The 18,403-nt window shown below is 60.2% G+C and carries 20 protein-coding genes; 5 read left to right on the forward strand and 15 right to left on the reverse strand.

Features of this window, described 5'->3' with window-relative positions; genetic code table 11:
• Window positions 1–53 precede the first annotated feature (53 nt).
• Window positions 54–314: a YfhL family 4Fe-4S dicluster ferredoxin gene (locus ACMGG9_RS18015; RefSeq protein ID WP_033632309.1), complete on the forward strand. Its 261-nt coding sequence runs from the start codon at window positions 54–56 to the stop codon at window positions 312–314.
• 46 nt (window positions 315–360) lie between these two features.
• Here the strand turns inward: ACMGG9_RS18015 and acpS are convergent, their stop codons facing one another.
• From acpS to lepA, 7 genes are all read right to left on the reverse strand, one after another.
• The gene (gene acpS, locus ACMGG9_RS18020) at window positions 361–741 is read right to left on the reverse strand and encodes a holo-ACP synthase (protein ID WP_206358221.1); all 381 of its coding nucleotides are present in this window, start codon (window positions 739–741) and stop codon (window positions 361–363) included.
• The gene (gene pdxJ, locus ACMGG9_RS18025) at window positions 741–1,472 is read right to left on the reverse strand and encodes a pyridoxine 5'-phosphate synthase (protein WP_033651585.1); all 732 of its coding nucleotides are present in this window, start codon (window positions 1,470–1,472) and stop codon (window positions 741–743) included. The genes acpS and pdxJ overlap by 1 nt, the downstream gene beginning before the upstream one ends.
• 71 nt (window positions 1,473–1,543) lie before the next feature.
• Window positions 1,544–2,275 carry a DNA repair protein RecO gene (gene recO, locus ACMGG9_RS18030; RefSeq protein ID WP_015378804.1) on the reverse strand — a complete coding sequence of 244 codons (732 nt, stop codon included), beginning with the start codon at window positions 2,273–2,275 and terminating at the stop codon, window positions 1,544–1,546.
• 4 nt (window positions 2,276–2,279) lie between these two features.
• A complete protein-coding gene (gene era / locus ACMGG9_RS18035; protein ID WP_004929162.1) occupies window positions 2,280–3,188 on the reverse strand; it encodes a GTPase Era in 909 nt (302 codons plus the stop codon).
• Window positions 3,185–3,865, reverse strand: coding sequence for a ribonuclease III (gene rnc, locus ACMGG9_RS18040; RefSeq protein ID WP_004929158.1), 681 nt, complete (start codon window positions 3,863–3,865; stop codon window positions 3,185–3,187). Before rnc ends, era begins: the two co-directional genes overlap by 4 nt.
• A gap of 234 nt (window positions 3,866–4,099) precedes the next feature.
• The gene (gene lepB, locus ACMGG9_RS18045; RefSeq protein ID WP_033644122.1) at window positions 4,100–5,077 is read right to left on the reverse strand and encodes a signal peptidase I; all 978 of its coding nucleotides are present in this window, start codon (window positions 5,075–5,077) and stop codon (window positions 4,100–4,102) included.
• A 32-nt stretch (window positions 5,078–5,109) separates the two neighbouring features.
• On the reverse strand, window positions 5,110–6,909 hold the full coding sequence (gene lepA / locus ACMGG9_RS18050; RefSeq protein WP_019452315.1) for a translation elongation factor 4: 1,800 nt from the start codon (window positions 6,907–6,909) through the stop codon (window positions 5,110–5,112).
• A gap of 519 nt (window positions 6,910–7,428) precedes the next feature.
• On the opposite strand from lepA, the gene ACMGG9_RS18055 reads away from it, so the two are divergent.
• Window positions 7,429–8,265 (forward strand): hypothetical protein, encoded by an 837-nt coding sequence (locus ACMGG9_RS18055; protein WP_033644123.1) that lies wholly within the window; start codon window positions 7,429–7,431, stop codon window positions 8,263–8,265.
• Here the strand turns inward: ACMGG9_RS18055 and rseC are convergent.
• From rseC to rpoE, 4 genes are read right to left on the reverse strand one after another with little or no spacing between them, the layout of a single operon-like run.
• Window positions 8,262–8,738, reverse strand: a complete 477-nt coding sequence (rseC, locus tag ACMGG9_RS18060) for a SoxR-reducing system protein RseC (RefSeq protein ID WP_033644124.1) — start codon at window positions 8,736–8,738, stop codon at window positions 8,262–8,264. The two genes, ACMGG9_RS18055 and rseC, sit on opposite strands and share 4 nt — an antisense overlap.
• Window positions 8,738–9,694, reverse strand: a complete 957-nt coding sequence (gene rseB / locus ACMGG9_RS18065) for a sigma-E factor regulatory protein RseB (protein WP_025303948.1) — start codon at window positions 9,692–9,694, stop codon at window positions 8,738–8,740. The genes rseC and rseB overlap by 1 nt, the downstream gene beginning before the upstream one ends.
• Window positions 9,694–10,347, reverse strand: coding sequence for an anti-sigma-E factor RseA (gene rseA, locus ACMGG9_RS18070; protein ID WP_033644125.1), 654 nt, complete (start codon window positions 10,345–10,347; stop codon window positions 9,694–9,696). Before rseA ends, rseB begins: the two co-directional genes overlap by 1 nt.
• Window positions 10,348–10,377: 30 nt before the next feature.
• The gene (gene rpoE, locus ACMGG9_RS18075; protein ID WP_004929136.1) at window positions 10,378–10,953 is read right to left on the reverse strand and encodes an RNA polymerase sigma factor RpoE; all 576 of its coding nucleotides are present in this window, start codon (window positions 10,951–10,953) and stop codon (window positions 10,378–10,380) included.
• 214 nt (window positions 10,954–11,167) lie between these two features.
• Here rpoE and nadB point away from each other — a divergent pair, with 214 nt between their 5' ends.
• Complete coding sequence (nadB, locus tag ACMGG9_RS18080) at window positions 11,168–12,769, forward strand: L-aspartate oxidase (RefSeq protein WP_197752444.1); 1,602 nt, start codon at window positions 11,168–11,170, stop codon at window positions 12,767–12,769.
• A 38-nt stretch (window positions 12,770–12,807) separates the two neighbouring features.
• On the opposite strand, the gene trmN is transcribed toward nadB, so the two are convergent.
• Window positions 12,808–13,587: a tRNA(1)(Val) (adenine(37)-N(6))-methyltransferase TrmN gene (trmN, locus tag ACMGG9_RS18085; protein ID WP_042785226.1), complete on the reverse strand. Its 780-nt coding sequence runs from the start codon at window positions 13,585–13,587 to the stop codon at window positions 12,808–12,810.
• A 99-nt stretch (window positions 13,588–13,686) separates the two neighbouring features.
• On the opposite strand from trmN, the gene srmB reads away from it, so the two are divergent.
• Complete coding sequence (srmB, locus tag ACMGG9_RS18090) at window positions 13,687–15,009, forward strand: ATP-dependent RNA helicase SrmB (RefSeq protein WP_047025578.1); 1,323 nt, start codon at window positions 13,687–13,689, stop codon at window positions 15,007–15,009.
• A gap of 52 nt (window positions 15,010–15,061) precedes the next feature.
• Here the strand turns inward: srmB and ACMGG9_RS18095 are convergent, their stop codons facing one another.
• From ACMGG9_RS18095 to grcA, 3 genes are all read right to left on the reverse strand, one after another.
• Complete coding sequence (locus ACMGG9_RS18095; protein ID WP_089192173.1) at window positions 15,062–15,817, reverse strand: ankyrin repeat domain-containing protein; 756 nt, start codon at window positions 15,815–15,817, stop codon at window positions 15,062–15,064.
• Window positions 15,810–16,769, reverse strand: a complete 960-nt coding sequence (locus tag ACMGG9_RS18100; protein ID WP_060442526.1) for a DUF2974 domain-containing protein — start codon at window positions 16,767–16,769, stop codon at window positions 15,810–15,812. The genes ACMGG9_RS18095 and ACMGG9_RS18100 overlap by 8 nt, the downstream gene beginning before the upstream one ends.
• Before the next feature lie 183 nt (window positions 16,770–16,952).
• Window positions 16,953–17,336 (reverse strand): autonomous glycyl radical cofactor GrcA, encoded by a 384-nt coding sequence (gene grcA / locus ACMGG9_RS18105; RefSeq protein WP_004929114.1) that lies wholly within the window; start codon window positions 17,334–17,336, stop codon window positions 16,953–16,955.
• 346 nt (window positions 17,337–17,682) lie between these two features.
• Between grcA and ung the strand changes: the two genes are divergently transcribed.
• Window positions 17,683–18,366, forward strand: a complete 684-nt coding sequence (gene ung, locus ACMGG9_RS18110) for a uracil-DNA glycosylase (RefSeq protein ID WP_004929112.1) — start codon at window positions 17,683–17,685, stop codon at window positions 18,364–18,366.
• The last annotated feature ends 37 nt before the right edge of the window (window positions 18,367–18,403 follow it).

Consider the following 18,403-nt stretch of genomic DNA (forward strand, 5'->3'; position numbering starts at 1 on the left):
CCGGTATAATCGCCGCTGCGAAAAATACCCCTGTTAATAATGAGAGATACGTCATGGCCCTGCTAATCACACGCAAATGCATCAACTGCGACATGTGCGAGCCGGAATGCCCGAACCAGGCGATTTCGATGGGCGATGAGATCTACCAAATCGATACCGACCGCTGCACCGAGTGCGTTGGCCATTACGATACGCCAACCTGTCAGCAGGTCTGCCCGATCGACAACACCATCATTACCGATCCGCAGCATCGCGAGACTAATGAGCAGCTGTGGGATAAGTTCGTGGTGTTGCACCACGCCGATCGCATTTAACCCGCCGCAGGGCTGACAAGGGCGCCGCAGGGCGCCCTTTCTATTTTCAGCTTTCGACGATCACCGTCGCGCAGGCATAGCGCCGTTCATCGGCCAGCGAAACGTGGATCGCGGTGACCCCCATCTCCCCCGCCAGCTCGGCGGCGCGGCCGTGCAAACGAATATTCGGTTTGCCCAACGCATCGTTGAACACCTCGAACTGGTTGAACGCCAGGCCGTTGCGAATGCCGGTGCCGAACGCCTTGGCGGTGGCCTCTTTCACGGCGAAACGCTTGGCCAGAAAGCGAATCGGCTGCTGGTGCTGCTGGTACAGCGCCCACTCGGCGTCGCTTAGCACCCGGCGCGCCAGACGATCGCCGCTGCGCTCCACCACCGCTTCGATACGCGCCATCTCGACGATGTCGGTACCCAGCCCGAGCACCGCCATTACCGGCGCGCTTCCCGCATCAACACTTTCATGTCGGCAACCGCGGCCGGCAGCCCGCTCATCACCGCCTGGCCGATAATCGCATGGCCGATGTTCAGCTCGTGCATTTCCGGCAGCGCGGCGATCGGCTGCACGTTGTGATAGGTCAGGCCGTGGCCGGCGTTGACCTTCAGCCCCTTCTCGGCCGCGTAGGCGGCGGCGACCGCGATGCGGCGCAGCTCGGCCTGTACCGCCAGCTCGCCCTGCGCTTCGGCGTAGGCGCCGGTGTGGATTTCAATATAGGGGGCGCCCACCGCCACCGCCGCGTCGATTTGGCGATGATCGGGATCGATGAACAGCGAGACCAGAATGCCCGCCTGCGCCAGGCGCTCGACCGCCACGCTCATTTTGTCCAGCTGGCCGGCGACGTCCAGGCCGCCTTCGGTGGTCACTTCTTCGCGCTTTTCCGGCACCAGGCAACAGAAATGCGGCTTCAGCTCCACGGCGATGTCCAGCATCTCGTCGGTCACCGCCATCTCCAGATTCATGCGCGTCTGGATGGTCTGGCGCAGCAAACGCACGTCGCGGTCGGTGATGTGGCGACGGTCTTCGCGCAGATGCACGGTAATGCCGTCGGCCCCCGCCTGTTCGGCAATGAATGCCGCCTGAACCGGATCCGGGTATTGGGTTCCGCGCGCGTTACGTAACGTGGCGATGTGATCGATATTGACGCCCAACAGTAAATCAGCCATGACAACCTCTAAATACGATTTTCAGTGCCAGCAGTTTACACGCGGGTGCAGAACGGCAAAAGGGGAAAAGGTCAGGCGTCGTCGACCGGCGTATTCGGCTGTTTGCGCACGAATTGGCGAAACAGTTCGCGGCTCTTCAACGGCTTGCCGCCGAGGTAGGGTTTCAGCGCCATGCGGGTGAAACGCTTGGCGGCGCGCAACGTCTCGGCATCGGGAAACTGCCGCTCCGCCAGCGCGCGCAGTTCGCGCCCGGTGAAGCTGTAGTGATCCACCACCAGGCTGGCGATAAAGCCTTTCTCTTCACGGTAGCGGTAGGTCATGGCGTCATCCACCGGCAGGCCGCTGCCGGCGCAGTGCAGGAAATCGAGGCCGTAACCCAGGTGCTGCAACAAGGCCAGCTCGAACTGGCGCAACGCCTGTTCCGGCGAGCTGTCTTCCGCCGCCAGCGCCTGCAGGCACTGCAGGTAGTCGAAGAACAGCACCGAGTAGTTGGTTTCCTGCTCCAGCACGCGCGCCAGCAGTTCGTTCACGTACAGGCCGCTGTAAAGCATCATGCCGCTGAGGGGTAAACCGAGAGAGACCGCTTCGGCGTTGCGCAGCGTTTTCACTTCGCCGCGGCCGCCCCAGCGCACTAACAGGGGGGTAAAGGGCTGCAGGCAGCCCTTCAGATTGGAGCGGCGGCTGCGCGCGCCTTTTGCCAGCAAGCGCACCCGCCCATGACCTTCGGTAAACAGATCCAGCATCAGACTGGTTTCACTGTACGGCCGCCCATGCAGGACGAAAGCGCGCTCCCAGCCGTCCACGGCGTTACTTCAGATCGTCAACATAGCCCAGGCTGCGCAGCGCACGTTCGTCGTCCGCCCAACCGGATTTCACTTTCACCCACAGCTCCAGATGCACTTTGGCGTCGAACATCTGTTCCATGTCCTGGCGCGCTTCAATGCCGATGGTTTTGATCTTGGCGCCCTTGTTGCCGATGACCATTTTCTTCTGGCCTTCGCGCTCGACCAGGATCAGGCCGTGCACATCGTAGCCGCCGCGATCGTTGGCCACGAACTGTTCGATTTCCACCGTCACCGAATACGGCAGCTCTTCACCCAGGAAACGCATCAGCTTCTCGCGGATGATCTCAGACGCCATAAAGCGCTGGGAGCGATCGGTGATGTAGTCTTCCGGGAAGTGGTGCTCTGCTTCCGGCAGCAGCTTGCGCACGATGCCGGCGATGGTGTCGACGTTCATCCCTTTCTCGGCGGAGATAGGCACCACGTCGAGGAAATTCATCTGCTGGCTGAGGAATGCGATGTGCGGCAACAGCTTGGATTTGTCGGTGACGTTATCGACCTTGTTGATCGCAAGCAGTACCGGGCAGCGCAGGCTGCGCAGCTTGTTGACCACCATTTCGTCGTCGGCGGTCCAGTTGGTGCCTTCGACCACGAAGATAACCAGTTCGACGTCGCCGATCGAGCTGCTGGCCGCGCGGTTCATCAAACGGTTGATGGCGCGTTTTTCTTCGATGTGCAGCCCTGGGGTATCGACGTAGATCGCCTGATAGGCGCCATCGGTGTCGATGCCCATGATGCGGTGACGGGTCGTCTGCGGCTTACGCGACGTAATGGAAACCTTCTGCCCCAGCAGTTGGTTCAGCAACGTCGATTTGCCCACGTTCGGGCGGCCAACGATGGCGATAAAACCGCAGTGTTGTTTTACTTCACTCATTCAAGCTCCAGCTTTTTCAGCGCTTGTTCCGCTGCCGCCTGCTCGGCTTTACGGCGGCTCGAGCCGGTGCCCACCACGGGCTCGCTCAAACCACTCACCTGGCAGTGGATGGTAAACTCTTGGTCGTGCGCTTCACCGCGAACCTGCACCACCAAATAAGAAGGCAACGGCAGATGACGCCCCTGCAAAAATTCCTGCAAACGGGTTTTCGGGTCTTTCTGCTTATCACCGGGGCTGATTTCGTCCAACCGGCTGCGATACCAGTCCAAAATCAGGCGCTCGACGGTCTGGATGTCGCTGTCCAGGAACACGCCGCCGATCAATGCCTCCACCGTATCCGCCAGGATTGACTCGCGGCGGAACCCACCACTTTTCAATTCGCCCGGCCCAAGCCGCAGACATTCGCCCAGGTCAAACTCGCGCGCCATCTCCGCCAGCGTGTTGCCGCGCACCAGCGTGGCGCGCATGCGGCTCATATCGCCCTCGTCTACGCGAGGAAAGCGGTGATAGAGCGCATTGGCGATGACAAAGCTAAGAATCGAGTCACCCAGAAACTCAAGACGTTCATTGTGTTTACTGCTGGCGCTGCGGTGAGTCAAAGCCTGCAGTAAAAGCTCCTGCTGTTGAAAAGTGTAGCCCAGCTTCCGCTGCAGCCTGTTTATTACGATGGGGTTCATGAGTTACCAATAGATCAAGAATGCGTCAAAAACTTGCAGCATACGGAACAGGCCTGCTTCGCCGAAAGCCGATCCAAAGCTGTTTCGTTTGCAGTGGCTCCCAGCAGGAGCCAACTTTTATCGCCCGAGAAAGTATTCTACAACGAGTGGAAACATAATGCTGTGTTTATATCCCCTTAATCTTTCACGCCGCAGCAGGCTGCGGCGTGAAATTGACAGGGAATAAATCAGCGATTAATGAATGCCGCCAATCCGGCTGAAACGCACGCCGGTAGGCCACTCGCCTTCCTGCTTTTCAAAGCTCATCCAGATGGCCGTGGCTTTACCCACCAGATTCTTCTCCGGCACAAAGCCCCAGTAACGGCTGTCCGCGCTGTTGTCGCGGTTGTCGCCCATCATGAAGTAATGCCCGGCCGGCACCACCCACTCCGCCAGCGGTTTGCCCGGCTGTTGGTAGTAAGCGCCCACCTGATCCTGCGTGCCCGGCACGGTCAGGATGCGGTGCGTCACGTTGCCCAGGCTCTCCTGACGTTCACGCAGACGAATGCCGCCCTGCGGCACGTTGTCATTCAGCGGGATCTGGTAGAAACCGTTGCTGGCCTCGCCCATGCCGCTGCGGCTGAACAGCTGTACGAAGTCGCTCGGCTGCGCGTCGGCGTAGGTGACCGCCAGCGCGGTATCGCAGGACTGCCCGCTGTTGCACGACGGCTGCACCGTAACGCGCTTATTCACCGGATCGTAAGTAATACGGTCGCCCGGCAGGCCAATCACGCGCTTGATATAATCCAGCTTCGGATCCAGCGGATATTTAAATACCGCAATATCGCCGCGCTTCGGATGACCGGTTTCAATTAGCGTGGTCTGGGTTATCGGATCTTTAATGCCGTAAGCATATTTCTCCACCAGAATGAAATCGCCAATCAACAGCGTCGGCATCATTGAGCCGGACGGGATTTGGAACGGTTCGTAAATAAACGAGCGCACCACAAAGACCAGCAGCAACACCGGGAAGACCGATGCCCCGGTCTCTACCCAGCCTGGCTGCTTAGCCACTTTCGCCAGCGTTTTATCGTCTACTGCGCCCGCGGTCTGCTCGTTGACCGCCGCAATCTTCGCGCGGCGGGCCGGCGCCCATTTAAAGCGCTCGAAGCACCAGATGATCCCGGTGACCAGGGTGGCCAACGCCAGGATCAGGGCAAACATATTCGCCATGCAAACTCCCTCGTTTCGCGAACTCGTCGCGGTTACTTGCCGTCTTTACCGACGTGCAGAATGGCCAGGAACGCTTCCTGCGGCAGCTCGACGTTGCCGACCTGCTTCATGCGCTTCTTACCGTCTTTCTGTTTCTGCAGCAGCTTTTTCTTACGGCTGACGTCACCGCCGTAGCATTTCGCCAGCACGTTTTTACGCAGCTGCTTCACGGTGGAGCGCGCGATGATGTGCGTGCCGATCGCCGCCTGAATCGCGATGTCGAACTGCTGACGCGGGATCAGATCTTTCATCTTTTCCACCAATTCACGGCCGCGATACTGCGAGTTGTCGCGGTGGGTGATCAGCGCCAGCGCATCCACGCGCTCGTTGTTGATCAGCACGTCCACACGCACCATGTCGGAGGCTTGGAAGCGCTTGAAGTTGTAATCCAGCGACGCATAACCGCGCGACGTGGACTTCAGGCGGTCGAAGAAGTCGAGCACCACTTCCGCCATCGGGATTTCATAGGTCAACGCCACCTGGTTGCCGTGGTAGACCATGTTGGTCTGCACGCCGCGTTTCTCAACGCACAGGGTGATGACGTTGCCCAGGTATTCCTGCGGCATCAGCATGTGGCATTCGGCGATCGGCTCGCGCAGTTCCTGGATGTTGTTCAACGGCGGCAGCTTGGATGGGCTGTCGACGTAGATCACTTCTTTGCCGGTGGTTTCCACTTCGTAGACTACCGTCGGCGCAGTGGTGATCAGATCCAGATCGTATTCACGCTCCAGACGCTCCTGAATGATCTCCATGTGCAGCAGACCGAGGAAGCCGCAGCGGAAGCCGAAGCCCAACGCGGTGGAGCTTTCCGGTTCGTAGAACAGGGAGGCGTCGTTAAGGCTCAGCTTGCCCAACGCATCGCGGAAAGATTCATAGTCGTCGGAGCTGATCGGGAACAGGCCGGCGTACACCTGCGGCTTCACTTTTTTGAAGCCCGGCAACGCTTTATCCGCCGGCTGACGCGCCTGCGTCAGGGTATCGCCCACCGGCGCGCCGAGAATGTCTTTGATCGCACAGACCAGCCAGCCCACTTCGCCGCAGTTCAGCACGTCGCGATCGACCTGCTTCGGCGTGAAAATGCCCAAACGATCGGCGTTGTACACCTGGCCGGTGCTCATGACCTTGATCTTGTCGCCCTTGCGCAGCGTGCCGTTCTTGACGCGCACCAGCGACACGACGCCCAGGTAGTTATCGAACCAGGAGTCGATGATCAGCGCCTGCAGCGGCGCATCCGGATCGCCCTGCGGCGCAGGAATGTCGCGCACCAGGCGCTCCAGCACGTCGGGCACGCCGACGCCGGTTTTGGCCGAGCAGCGCACGGCATCGGTGGCGTCGATGCCGACGATGTCTTCAATTTCCTGCGCGGCGCGATCCGGATCGGCGGCCGGCAGGTCGATTTTATTCAACACCGGCACCACTTCCAGATCCATTTCGATCGCGGTGTAGCAGTTGGCCAGCGTCTGGGCTTCTACGCCCTGGCCGGCGTCCACCACCAGCAGCGCGCCTTCGCAGGCCGCCAGCGAGCGGGACACTTCATAGGAGAAGTCAACGTGGCCTGGGGTGTCGATAAAGTTAAGCTGATAGGTCTGCCCATCCAGCGCCTTGTAATCCAGCGTGACGCTCTGCGCCTTGATGGTGATGCCGCGCTCGCGCTCCAGATCCATGGAATCGAGCACCTGCGCAGCCATTTCACGGTCGGACAGGCCACCGCAAATTTGGATAATGCGGTCAGACAGCGTCGACTTACCGTGGTCAATATGGGCAATAATGGAGAAATTTCGTATATGCTTCATTATAAAAGTTTTTCTGCCTTGGTATTTCTGAATTACTCGCCTATAGAAACCCGCATGGACCTAAAGCGACAGTGAATGGGTTAGGCCGTCTTGCACCTGAATCGCTGCATTCTACATGCCACACCACTGAAAACCTAGCGATCGGTGCAGTGAAGGCATTCTATTATGCGCAGCTAAATGTTACAGGGCGCCCCGGCTGATGAAAACAGATGTTAACACGGGCTATACGGCCTGAACCCAAGGCTTGCAGGTGCTCCGTGGCCGTCAAACTCCGGCGCTAATACATAACCGGCCGCAGCGCAATAAACCCCTTCTGAAATTATCGAAAAAGAATATTTGGATCAACCTCTTAGAATTCGATTTTGCCCCACATCCTTTAGGAAAAACCCCATATACGCCACCACCGTCCCTCGGATAGAAAGGGCATGAACTCCGCGACAAAACATTATTCCGGGCACTACATCGGCAGCCCACCGGGGTTCACCAGCATATCTGCGTACGTTGATTGGAAGGTGCATTATGATCGATAAAGGGCAAATGCTGAGCCGGCACGATTTTTCGAAGGTCAACTGGGGCATTCTGGCGGCGGCGGCGCTGCTGTTCAGCGTAGGTGCGGCGCTGTTGGTGCTGCCGCTGCTGAGCAGCATTGATGAGAATGACGTCATCACGCTGTTGCAGGCCGGCGCGGGCACAATTTTACTCGGCTGTACGCTGCTGGCGCTGCGGCATTACCTGCGCCCGGTGTTGACGTATCGGCTCTACGAGCACGGCGTACGGGTCTTTGACGGCCACCATCACAAAGAGCGTTTCATTCCGTTTGAGAAAATCGGCGACATCTATCGCTTTCGCGGCGGCAAGGCTTTTGGCGGGTTGTTTGACGTCACGGCGTTCCGCGCCGGCGCGGATCAGCCCTGGTGCACGGTCTTCAGCAATGTCGCCCATTCGTGGCGACTGGCGGATGTGATCGTCGATCAGCAGCTGCAGCAGCGCGGGCCATTGGCGTTGAACGCGCTCTATCAGGGGGAGACGGTGTCGTTTCACACGGTTGAGGGCGACGCACGCTGGCTGTGGCAGTTGCTGCTCGGCAAACGGCAAGGCACGCCGACCGAAACGCTGCGGCTGAGCGCCACCCTGCTGACCACTGAACGGGGCAACGTGCCTATCGAGCAGATCCGCGCGTTGGAAAATCATCCGCAGCGCGGCATCCGCTTATTCGACGGCCAGGGCAATGTGCTGTTCGCTATCAACGATGATTCGCTGCTCAGCGCCGATCTGTTCATCGCGCTGCTGGAACATATGATCCACAACCGCATCCCCGCCTATCACAACCCGGCGATGACGCGGCCGTCGGTTTAAATCAGCGGGGAGTTTTCCGCCTGCATGCGCAGTGCGGTAGGCGGTAAGCCAATCTGCAGCACCACCGGCTGATAGTCGGCCTGCTCGCCCAGACGTCGGGCCAAGCGGCGCGCCAGCATAAAGGCCACCCCGCCGCCCAGTACGGCGCCGACTGCCGCCGAGGCGTCGCTGCCGAAACAATATTGCAATAACGCGCCACCCAGCATCATGCCCAGCAGCGGCGTCAGGTAAACCAGCATGGCGGAGCGCAGCAGGCTGCCTTCCGCGATGCCGACCTCGACGCGCTGCCCCGGCTCGAGCGGCTGATCGATATGCACCTGCAGCTGATGCTCGGTTTCCGGCACCAGCTCGTTCAACGCACGCGCGCCACAGCCGGAGCGCGCGGTGCAGCTGCCGCAGCCGGCCTTGGGTTCACAGCGCAGCAGCGCTACGCCCTGTTGCCACGAAACCACCGTGGCCCACTCTTTCATCATTACGGCGATACCTTGAAAGAAATGCTGTCGGCGATGCGTTTGGCCGTCGCCGGCGGCAATTCGCCCACAATCGTGATTTCGTTGCCCGCGCGCACTTCGGTCTGGATGGTGCGGCGCCCTTGACGGTAGTACTGCTGCCCGGCTCCGCTGCCCGCCGGGCTGACGTTGACCGAGAAGCTGAACAAGCCGTCGCTGTAAAGGCGGGATTCAACCGGCACGGCGACGTTAGGCAATTTGCGGCGGTTGCGCGCCACCTCGTCTACCCCCGCCGGCAGCCAGCCGGTGCTCCAGCTCAGCTGGACGTTTTCCACCGCCGGCAGCGACAGCAGCGGCGGCAGGTTGGCTTTGAGCAGCCCCTGCATCGCGCCCTGCACGTCGGCGCCGACCGCGAAGGAGATCACCCGATATTGCTCCAGCGTTTCGCCGTCGCGATCGAGCAAATCCACCCGCAGCGGCAGCTTGGTGTCCTCGTCCATCCAGACGATGTAGCTGTAGCGGGAACCGTCGCGCGCCACCACGCGCAGCACTTCACACGGCCGATCGGCGATGCGGGTGCTGCCCACGGAGATAAAGTCGTAGTACTTGGCCAGGCGGGTGAAATCGGCATAAACGATCGCCGGCAGCGCATCGACGATGTGATCGCCGGTGAGCGTGAACGGCTCCAGGCCGGGTTCGAAGTAGCTGATCCCGCCGCCGCGCTGCAGCACTTCGCGGCGCGGGCCGTCCATGTGCAACAGCTGGCCGAGCGGCACGTTGCCGATCACCGCATGGCGATAGCGCAACGACTCGATTCCCTGCTTGCTGATGCTGATGTAGGCGAGCTCGTAATTGAGAGAACGGCTGGCGCTGCTCATCTGTTGCAATAACGCCCCGGACGCAGTCGGCTGCGCCGGGGCGATGCTGGAATAGAGCAGGCTGCCCGTCAATAAACAAACGGAGAACCAGATTTGCTTCATTACTGCTGTTGCATTCCTAAAGACTGAGTTCCGGGAACCTGAATGGCGGCCTGTTGCGGATTGCTTTGCTCAAGCTGCAGCTGATCCGAATGCAGGCGACGTTGCAGTTCATAGTCCTGCAGCATGGCGTTGATACGCTTACGCTGTTCCTGCACCTGCTGCTGTTGGCCGCTGCCGGTGGAGAAACTGTCGGCAGGAACGCCCAGGCTGACCGGTGAGGCCTGGCCCATGATCGGCAGCGTGGTGAAGGCCGGCGATTCGGACGCGTTCGATGACGCAGAAGGCTGGTTGTAGTGCTGCACGCCGACGATGACCGCCAGCGACACGCAGGCCGCCATGCCGATTTGCGTAATCTGGCTCGCCCAAGGACGCACTTTGTCCCAGAACGGCATTTTCTGCCAGGTGTGAGGCTGCGGCTGAGATTCCTGAACGGCGGAAGGCACCAGCCGGGCAGGTTCTTTCTCAAGTGCAGCGGCGACGCGATCGGCGATATCGAAATGCATCACTTGTCCGATATCACCCCGCAGTGTGTCACGTATCAGGTGATAGCTCTGCCAGCTTTGCTGAAGCGTTCGATCTTGCGACAGAGAACTCAACAGCTCGCTGTCGAACGATTCACCATCCATCAGAGCGGAAAGCTTTTCTTTCTGCATGCCTAAGTACCCTTCCTGTGCCCGCCATTGCTAACGCTGGATCAGCGGTTGAACTTTATTATCGATAGCTTCCCGGGCGCGGAAAATACGCGAACGTACGGTTCCGACCGGGCAATCCATGATGGCGGCTATCTCTTCGTAGCTTAGACCATCCAACTCCCGCAGGGTAATCGCCATGCGAAGATCCTCAGGGAGAGACTCAATGGTACGGAAAACTATCTGTCTCAGCTCTTCTGACAACATTAAGTTCTCAGGGTTCGAAATTTCTTTCAGTGCGCCCGCACTTTCGTAATTTTCCGCATCGTTGGCGTCCACATCACTGGATGGCGGACGGCGCCCCTGAGCAACCAGATAATTCTTTGCCGTGTTCACGGCGATTCGATACAACCAGGTATAAAAAGCGCTGTCGCCACGGAACGATTCCAGTGCGCGATAGGCCTTGATAAACGACTCCTGCACCACATCGGGCACATCGCCCTGCGGCACATAGCGGGAAACGAGACTCGCCACCTTATGCTGATAGCGCACTACCAGTAGGTTAAACGATTTCTGGTCGCCCTTTTGGACCCGCTCAACCAGAACTTGATCCGTTAACTGCTCGCTCATCCGAGGTAAACTCTCCCCAAATCCGTCTCCACGCGTAAAATTGTACTGCCAGCCATACATTATTTTCCTGAGCAAGCACTCGCTTGGAGTTCATATAGAACACGAAGTTCCATATCGCCATTGTTTTTTCTGTTGATGTCACCCTATCCGTGGCTTTTGCCCGGACAGTTAGGCTAACATGAAATTCACTCTTCTTCTGCACACATCATACGTTATGCAACCATCATCTGAACATGTTAGCGATGTACTGATCGTCGGCAGCGGCGCTGCGGGCCTGTCACTGGCGCTGCGCCTGGCGCAGCATTGCAAGGTTACCGTTCTCAGCAAGGGGCCGCTCAGCGAGGGGGCCACCTTTTACGCCCAAGGCGGGATCGCCGCGGTGTTCGATGAGACGGACAGCATTGCCTCACACGTTGATGACACTTTGATTGCCGGCGCCGGCCTGTGCGACAAAGAGGCCGTCGAATTCATCGCCGGCAACGCGCGCCACTGCGTGCAGTGGCTGATCGATCAGGGCGTGCTGTTCGACACCGAGGTCAACGCGCAGGGCGAGGCGCATTATCACCTCACGCGCGAAGGCGGCCACAGCCATCGCCGCATCCTGCACGCCGCGGACGCTACCGGTAAGGAAGTAGAGACCACGCTGGTGGGGAAAGCAAGCGCTCACCCCAATATTTGCGTGATGGAACGCCGCAACGCGGTTGACCTTATTACCTCGAACAAAATCGGCCTGCCGGGCACCCGCCGAGTCGTGGGCGCTTACGTCTGGAACCGCGAGCTCGAGCGGGTGGAAACCTACCGCGCCAAAACGGTGGTGCTGGCCACCGGCGGCGCGGCCAAGGTATACCAATACACCACCAACCCGGACATCTCCTCCGGCGACGGCATCGCCATGGCCTGGCGCGCCGGCTGCCGGGTCGCCAACCTGGAGTTCAACCAGTTCCACCCGACCTGCCTGTTCCACCCACAGGCGCGCAACTTCCTGCTGACCGAAGCGCTGCGCGGCGAAGGGGCTTACCTGAAGCGCCCGGACGGCAGCCGCTTTATGCCGGATTTCGATCCGCGCGGCGAACTGGCACCGCGCGATATCGTCGCCCGCGCCATCGACCATGAAATGAAGCGCCTGGGCGCCGACTGCATGTACCTGGACATCAGCCACAAGCCGGCGGAGTTCATCACCCAGCATTTCCCGATGATCTACGAAAAGCTGCTGACGCTGGGCTTCGATCTGACTCGGCAACCGATCCCCATCGTCCCGGCGGCGCACTACACCTGCGGCGGCGTGATGGTCGATCAGCACGGCCGCACCGATCTCGACGGGCTGTACGCCATCGGCGAGGTCAGCTACACCGGCCTGCACGGCGCCAATCGCATGGCGTCGAATTCGCTGCTGGAGTGCCTGGTTTACGGTTGGTCGGCGGCGGAAGACATTCTGCAGCGCCTGCCGTTCATCCAGCAGGCCAAACAGGTGCCGCACTGGGATGAAAGCCGGGTGGACGATGCGGACGAACGGGTGGTGATTCAACACAACTGGCACGAGCTGCGGCTGTTCATGTGGGATTACGTCGGCATCGTGCGCACCACCAAGCGCCTTGAGCGCGCCCTGCGCCGCATCAACACGCTGCAGGCGGAAATCGACGAGTACTACGCTCACTTCCGCATCTCCAACAACCTGCTGGAACTGCGCAATCTGGTGCAGGTGGCCGAGCTTATCGTGCGCAGCGCCATGGCGCGCAAAGAGAGCCGCGGCCTGCACTACACGCTGGACTACCCGGATTTGCTGCCGGAAGCACTGCCGACCATTTTGCAGCCTTAAACTCTGCGACAGGGCGCCTAATCGGCGCCCTTTTCTTTTCAGTAGAACAGGTAGAAGTCGGTGATCAACCGGCGGAAATCGTCGGTATAGCTGCCGTCGGCCTGCTTGATCGCCAGCGCCTGCTCCCGCAGCGGCGTTTCCCGCCGCGTCAGCGCCAGCAACACCCGGTGCAGCGGCGTATCGGCCCGATCGCTGACGTTCACTTTCGCCGCCGTGTGCCAACCGCTTTGCTGCGCCAGGCGTTCGAATTCGGCGCCGATGTCGTGCGGCAGCACCACGCAGAACATACCCTGTTCCGCCAGCAGCTGTACTGCACAGGCTAACAGCGCCTCGTGCGTCAGGGTTTCGGTGTAGCGCGCGTTGTGGCGCGCCTGGTCGCGGCAGGCCACCGCCGGCTCAAAATAAGGCGGATTGCTGACGATCAGATCATACTCAGCGGCATGCTGCTGCGCATAATGGTGAATATCCTGCGCATGCACGCGGATGCGCTGCGGCCACGGCGATTCCGCCGCGTTTTCGCGCGCCTGGCCGGCGGCGGCTTCATCCAGCTCCACCGCGTCGATGGTCACTTCGTCGCCGCTGCGCTGCGCCAGCATCAGCGCGATCAGCCCGCTGCCGCTGCCGATGTCCAGCACCCGGCGCGCCTGCCCCAGCGGCGCCCAGGCGCCGAGCAGCACCCCGTCGGTGCCCACTTTCATGGCGCAACGATCGTGGGCGACAAAGAATTGTTTAAAGGTAAAACCCCCGCGGCGCGGGGTAAAATCGGCTTTCGATCGCTTGCTCACACTCACCACCTGGCTATAAAACTGGCGTAGCATAAGGCAATCTGATCGGCGGGAAAAGAGCGGCTTTCCGCTTAAATAGGTGAAGATCGCGGCCAACCCGTCTATAATCGGCGCCCCAAGTAGAGGTAGACCATGACAGCAACCACTTTTTCCGAACTCGAACTCGATGATCGCCTGATCGACGCGCTGCGCGACAAAGGCTACGATCGCCCCACCGCCATTCAGGCCGCTGCGATCCCGCCGGCGATGGACGGGCGCGACGTCTTAGGTTCGGCTCCGACCGGCACCGGCAAAACCGCCGCCTTCCTGCTGCCCGTGTTGCAGCACCTGCTGGACTTTCCACGCAAGAAATCCGGCCCGCCGCGCGTGCTGATCCTGACGCCAACGCGTGAACTGGCGATGCAGGTCGCCGACCAGGCGCGTGAATTGGCTGCTCATACCTCGCTGGATATCGCCACTATCACCGGCGGCGTCGCTTACATGAACCACGCGGAAGTGTTCAGCGAAAACCAGGACGTGGTGGTCGCCACCACCGGCCGCTTGCTGCAATACATTAAAGAAGAGAACTTCGACTGCCGCGCGGTGGAAACCCTGATTCTCGACGAAGCCGACCGCATGCTCGACATGGGCTTCGCGCAGGACATCGAAACCATCTCCGCCGAAACCCGCTGGCGCAACCAGACGCTGCTGTTCTCCGCCACGCTGGAAGGCGAAGCGATCCGCGAATTCGCCGAGCGCATCCTGAAAGAGCCGGTGGAAGTGGAAGCCGATCCGTCGCGCCGCGAACGCAAAAAGATCCTGCAATGGTACTATCGCGCCGATGACGTGCAGCACAAAACCGCGCTGCTGATCCACCTGCTGAAGCAGCCGGACGTGCAGAAATCGGTGATCTTCGTGCGCAAGCGCGAGCGCGTGCATGAGCTGGCCACCTGGCTGCGCGAAGCGGGCATCAACACCTGCTATCTCGAAGGCGAAATGGTGCAGGCCAAACGCAACGAAGCGGTCAAACGCATGATGGATGGCCGGGTTAACGTGCTGGTGGCCACCGACGTTGCCGCGCGCGGCCTGGATATCCTCGATATCACCCACGTGTTCAACTTCGACATGCCGCGCACTGCGGATACCTACCTGCACCGCATCGGCCGTACCGGCCGCGCCGGGCGCAAAGGCACCGCCATTTCGCTGGTGGAAGCGCACGACCATCTGCTGCTGGGCAAAGTGGGCCGTTACCTGAACGAGCCGCTGAAAGCGCGCGTGATCGACGAACTGCGGCCGAAAACCAAGGTGCCGAACGAGAAGAGCAACGGTAAACCGTCGAAGAAAGTGCTGGCCAAGCGCGCGGAAGACAAGGCGAAGAACAAAGAAAAGGCCAAGGTGAAAGTGCGCCATCGCGACGCCAAAAACGTCGGCAAACGCCGTCAGGCGAAGGCCAAACCAACCGGCGACGCGCAATAACCGCCGCTGCCTAAGAAAAAACCGCCTGTACAGGCGGTTTTTTTATGGGTGTTTACTGCTGCGCGTAATGCGTGGCCAGGCGGCGCCCCTGCAGCCATTTATCCAGCTCGCGGAACTGCGCCTTCAGCTCGTCATTCTGCAAATGCGCCGGCGTTTGCGAGAAATAAAACTGGAACGCATAACCCTGCTGATTGCGCGCCCGGGCATCGGCACCGGCCTGCAACAGCAACAGCGCCAGGTGCGGCGCGTTGATCTTCGCCGCCAGATGCAGCGGAGTATCCCCCAGCCGATCGCTCAACGTGGTGTCCGCCCCGGCCGCCAACAGCAGCCGCAGCGGCTCCTCACGCCCGGCCAGCACCGCCGCCGCGAGCGGCGTGGCGCCGGTAACGGCATTGCGCACGTTCACCTGCGCCCCTTCGGTCAGCAACAACCGCAGATACTGTGCGTCTTGCAACATCGCCGCGGTGTGCAGCGCGCTGTTGCCGTCCAGCCCCGCCGTCGCCGGGTCGGCACCGAGTTCCAGCAACGTCTGCACGCTGGCCGGCTGTTGCGAAAGCACCGCCCACTGCAACAGCGTGACCTGTCGATCGCCCCGTTCGCGCAAGCGCTCCTGTGTGGCCTGCGCGGCGATGCCCTGCGCATCGCCGCGCGCCACCGCCTGAGCCAGCGCCTGGTTGCTGCGGCCGTCAAACGGTGAAATCTCCTGCCCCATCTGTTGCTCCTTAGCCATCATCAGTAAACCGGTCACCGCGACCAGCGCCAGTAAGGCTATCGCCAGCGCCCGCCGCAAGCGACACCCTTCAGGCATTGGCCTTCGCCTCCCACGGCTTTTGTTCCGCCATCGAGCTTATCACCTTGTCGATGCCGTGCGCCGTCAGGCTGCGATCCAGATGCTTGCTCGGCCGCCAGTCATCGATGCCGGTCAGGGTATCGTTGTTGGCCAGGGTAATGTTGTGGCCGATGGCGTCCGGGATCAGCGAAGTCGATTCCTGGGTGCTGGTCAGCATGTCATATTGCTCGCTGTAACGGCGAATGCCGCCGGCTTCGGCGTCTTTCTTCGCCGCCGCCGGATCGATCCCCAGGCGATTCAGGGTGTAATCCGACACCCCGGCCGCATTGAAGGTGACCGCGACGGTGCCGGTCGCCAGCGCCGCCGTGGCCGCCAGACCACCGCCGAGCGAATGACCGGCGATCACCAGCGCATCGCCGAAGGCCGCCTTAGCGCTTTTGGCGGCGGCAACCGCCTGATTGTACTGCACATCGTCATAACCCGTCGCCTGCCGCACGTTGCTCAGCCAGTCGCGCCAGTCGTTGGTGCCGGCGAACGCCAACACATACTGCTTGTCGTTGCTGTAAATCCCGGCCTGGAAACCGCTGCCCGCGTCGTGCAGGCTGGCGGGATCGATGCCGAACCCGAGCAACGCGCTGTCGCTCAGACGGTTGAACCCGGCGGCGCCCTGGCCGTTCAGCGAGTAAACGTCCTTGGCCAACAGCGCCAACGCATAATCGCCTTCCTGAGATTGTTGCCCCCGGATCACGCCCGGCGCAACCGCCGTCGGCGCCGCCGCAGAGATATCGCCGACCAGCGTATTCAACAGGTTCTGCGCGTTCAGCGTATTCTGAGAAGGGGTGGCCACCGGCGCCGGATTTGCCGGCGCTGCCGCAGGCTGCGATGCCGTCGCCGTTTCGGCAGCGGCGCGAGGTGTAGGGATCGCGGCCACCGGGGATACTGCAGAGGTAAAACTTAAAGGCATACTCATGCCGACTCCTTGTCGATAGACTTTTTTATTTAGCACCTGAATAGGTGCTGATTTAGCTATCGGCAGGTCGGATGAGTTCTGTATCAGGAATGCTTATCTTTGTGCAGAATGTGATCCGCCTTCAGTTTTCGGCCATCAAGCGCAAAAAGGGAGCCGAAGCTCCCTGATTGACTGCGCCGCCGATTACAGGCTTTCGGTAAAGGTGCGGGCGATAACGTCGCGCTGCTGTTCCGGCGTCAGGGAATTGAAACGCACCGCATAACCGGACACGCGGATGGTCAGCTGCGGGTATTTTTCCGGATGCTTGACCGCGTCTTCCAGAGTTTCGCGACGCAGCACGTTGACGTTCAGGTGCTGGCCGCCTTCCACGCGCACGGTCGGCTGCATTTCCAGCGGCACTTCACGGTATTCGATCTGGCCCAGATCGCTGACCGCGACAACCTGATCTTCCGCGTAGTTGGCCTTGGCGCACACGCAGCGAGCTTCCGCTTTTTCATCGTCCAGCAGCCAGAAAGAATTCACCAGCGCCTGGTCGTTCGCTTTGGTAATTTGAATACCGGTAATCATTATGTTGCCTCCGTACAAGGGCGTAAAAATTCACATCGTGAGAAAACCCAATTCTGGTTTCGGCCATTTGGTAAAACCATTGTTGTCTTGTTGTTCTGTATACCAGCCTGACCGGGCCAGTTCTTTGATTAAAGTCAATTTTTACCGGGTAGGCACAAGGCGTGAAGGGGCAAATTTATGTTTTATATCAATTTTCCCGTCGCGCTAAAAAACAATTATTTTTGTAAATTTTCAAAAATAATTGCATTACGCGTGACAGTGAGAAATGAAAAGCGGGTTTCGCTGCGCGGGCCGACACGGTAAGCTATAGCCCATGAATTGCTAAAGAAAACAAAGGAGAGCGTTTATGGCCACCTCCCTCACCTGGCATGACGTGATCGGCAAAGAGAAAGAGCAGCCCTATTTTGTTGAAACGCTCGCCTTTGTTGCCGCTGAGCGCCAGGCCGGTAAGACCATTTATCCACCGCAGAAAGACGTGTTCAACGCGTTCCGCTTTACCGAGCTGGCGGACGTCAAAGTCGTCATCCTCGGCCAGGATCCCTACCACGGCCCCAATCAGGCGCACGGCCTCTCTTTCTCGGTGCGCCCCGGCGTGCCGGCGCCGCCGTCGCTGGTGAACATGTATAAAGAGCTGGCGACCGACATTCCCGGTTTCGAACGCCCGGATCACGGCTACCTGCAAAGCTGGGCCGAACAGGGGGTGCTGCTGCTCAACACCGTGCTGACGGTCGAAGGCGGCCGCGCGCACTCGCACGCCAACCTGGGCTGGGAAACCTTTACCGATAAGGTGATCGCCGCCCTGAACGAGAACCGCGAAGGCGTGGTGTTCCTGCTGTGGGGCTCGCACGCGCAGAAGAAAGGCAACTTTATCGACCGCAACCGCCACCATGTGCTGAAAGCGCCGCACCCGTCACCGCTCTCCGCGCACCGCGGTTTCCTCGGCTGCCGCCACTTCTCGCAGGCCAATCAGCTGCTGGAGCAGCAAGGGCTCACGCCGATCGACTGGATGCCGCGCCTGCCGCAGGCGTAGTCCAGAGACAAAAAAGGCACCCTCGGGTGCCTTTCTT

It is taken from the genome of Serratia sp. BNK-10 (assembly GCF_047456065.1).
Classification (GTDB): Bacteria; Pseudomonadota; Gammaproteobacteria; order Enterobacterales; family Enterobacteriaceae; genus Serratia; species Serratia ureilytica.

Coding starts and splice junctions, on each gene's coding strand:
- ACMGG9_RS18055 (WP_033644123.1), top strand. CDS start 7,429: ATGATCGATAAAGGGCAAATGCTGAGCCGGCACGATTTTTCGAAGGTC.
- pdxJ (WP_033651585.1), bottom strand. CDS start 1,472: ATGGCTGATTTACTGTTGGGCGTCAATATCGATCACATCGCCACGTTA.
- rseB (WP_025303948.1), bottom strand. CDS start 9,694: ATGAAGCAAATCTGGTTCTCCGTTTGTTTATTGACGGGCAGCCTGCTC.
- ACMGG9_RS18095 (WP_089192173.1), bottom strand. CDS start 15,817: ATGCCTGAAGGGTGTCGCTTGCGGCGGGCGCTGGCGATAGCCTTACTG.
- rseA (WP_033644125.1), bottom strand. CDS start 10,347: ATGCAGAAAGAAAAGCTTTCCGCTCTGATGGATGGTGAATCGTTCGAC.
- trmN (WP_042785226.1), bottom strand. CDS start 13,587: ATGCTACGCCAGTTTTATAGCCAGGTGGTGAGTGTGAGCAAGCGATCG.
- rpoE (WP_004929136.1), bottom strand. CDS start 10,953: ATGAGCGAGCAGTTAACGGATCAAGTTCTGGTTGAGCGGGTCCAAAAG.
- era (WP_004929162.1), bottom strand. CDS start 3,188: ATGAGTGAAGTAAAACAACACTGCGGTTTTATCGCCATCGTTGGCCGC.
- ACMGG9_RS18100 (WP_060442526.1), bottom strand. CDS start 16,769: ATGAGTATGCCTTTAAGTTTTACCTCTGCAGTATCCCCGGTGGCCGCG.
- rseC (WP_033644124.1), bottom strand. CDS start 8,738: ATGATGAAAGAGTGGGCCACGGTGGTTTCGTGGCAACAGGGCGTAGCG.
- acpS (WP_206358221.1), bottom strand. CDS start 741: ATGGCGGTGCTCGGGCTGGGTACCGACATCGTCGAGATGGCGCGTATC.
- lepB (WP_033644122.1), bottom strand. CDS start 5,077: ATGGCGAATATGTTTGCCCTGATCCTGGCGTTGGCCACCCTGGTCACC.
- srmB (WP_047025578.1), top strand. CDS start 13,687: ATGACAGCAACCACTTTTTCCGAACTCGAACTCGATGATCGCCTGATC.
- ACMGG9_RS18015 (WP_033632309.1), top strand. CDS start 54: ATGGCCCTGCTAATCACACGCAAATGCATCAACTGCGACATGTGCGAG.
- lepA (WP_019452315.1), bottom strand. CDS start 6,909: ATGAAGCATATACGAAATTTCTCCATTATTGCCCATATTGACCACGGT.
- grcA (WP_004929114.1), bottom strand. CDS start 17,336: ATGATTACCGGTATTCAAATTACCAAAGCGAACGACCAGGCGCTGGTG.
- nadB (WP_197752444.1), top strand. CDS start 11,168: ATGCAACCATCATCTGAACATGTTAGCGATGTACTGATCGTCGGCAGC.
- ung (WP_004929112.1), top strand. CDS start 17,683: ATGGCCACCTCCCTCACCTGGCATGACGTGATCGGCAAAGAGAAAGAG.
- rnc (WP_004929158.1), bottom strand. CDS start 3,865: ATGAACCCCATCGTAATAAACAGGCTGCAGCGGAAGCTGGGCTACACT.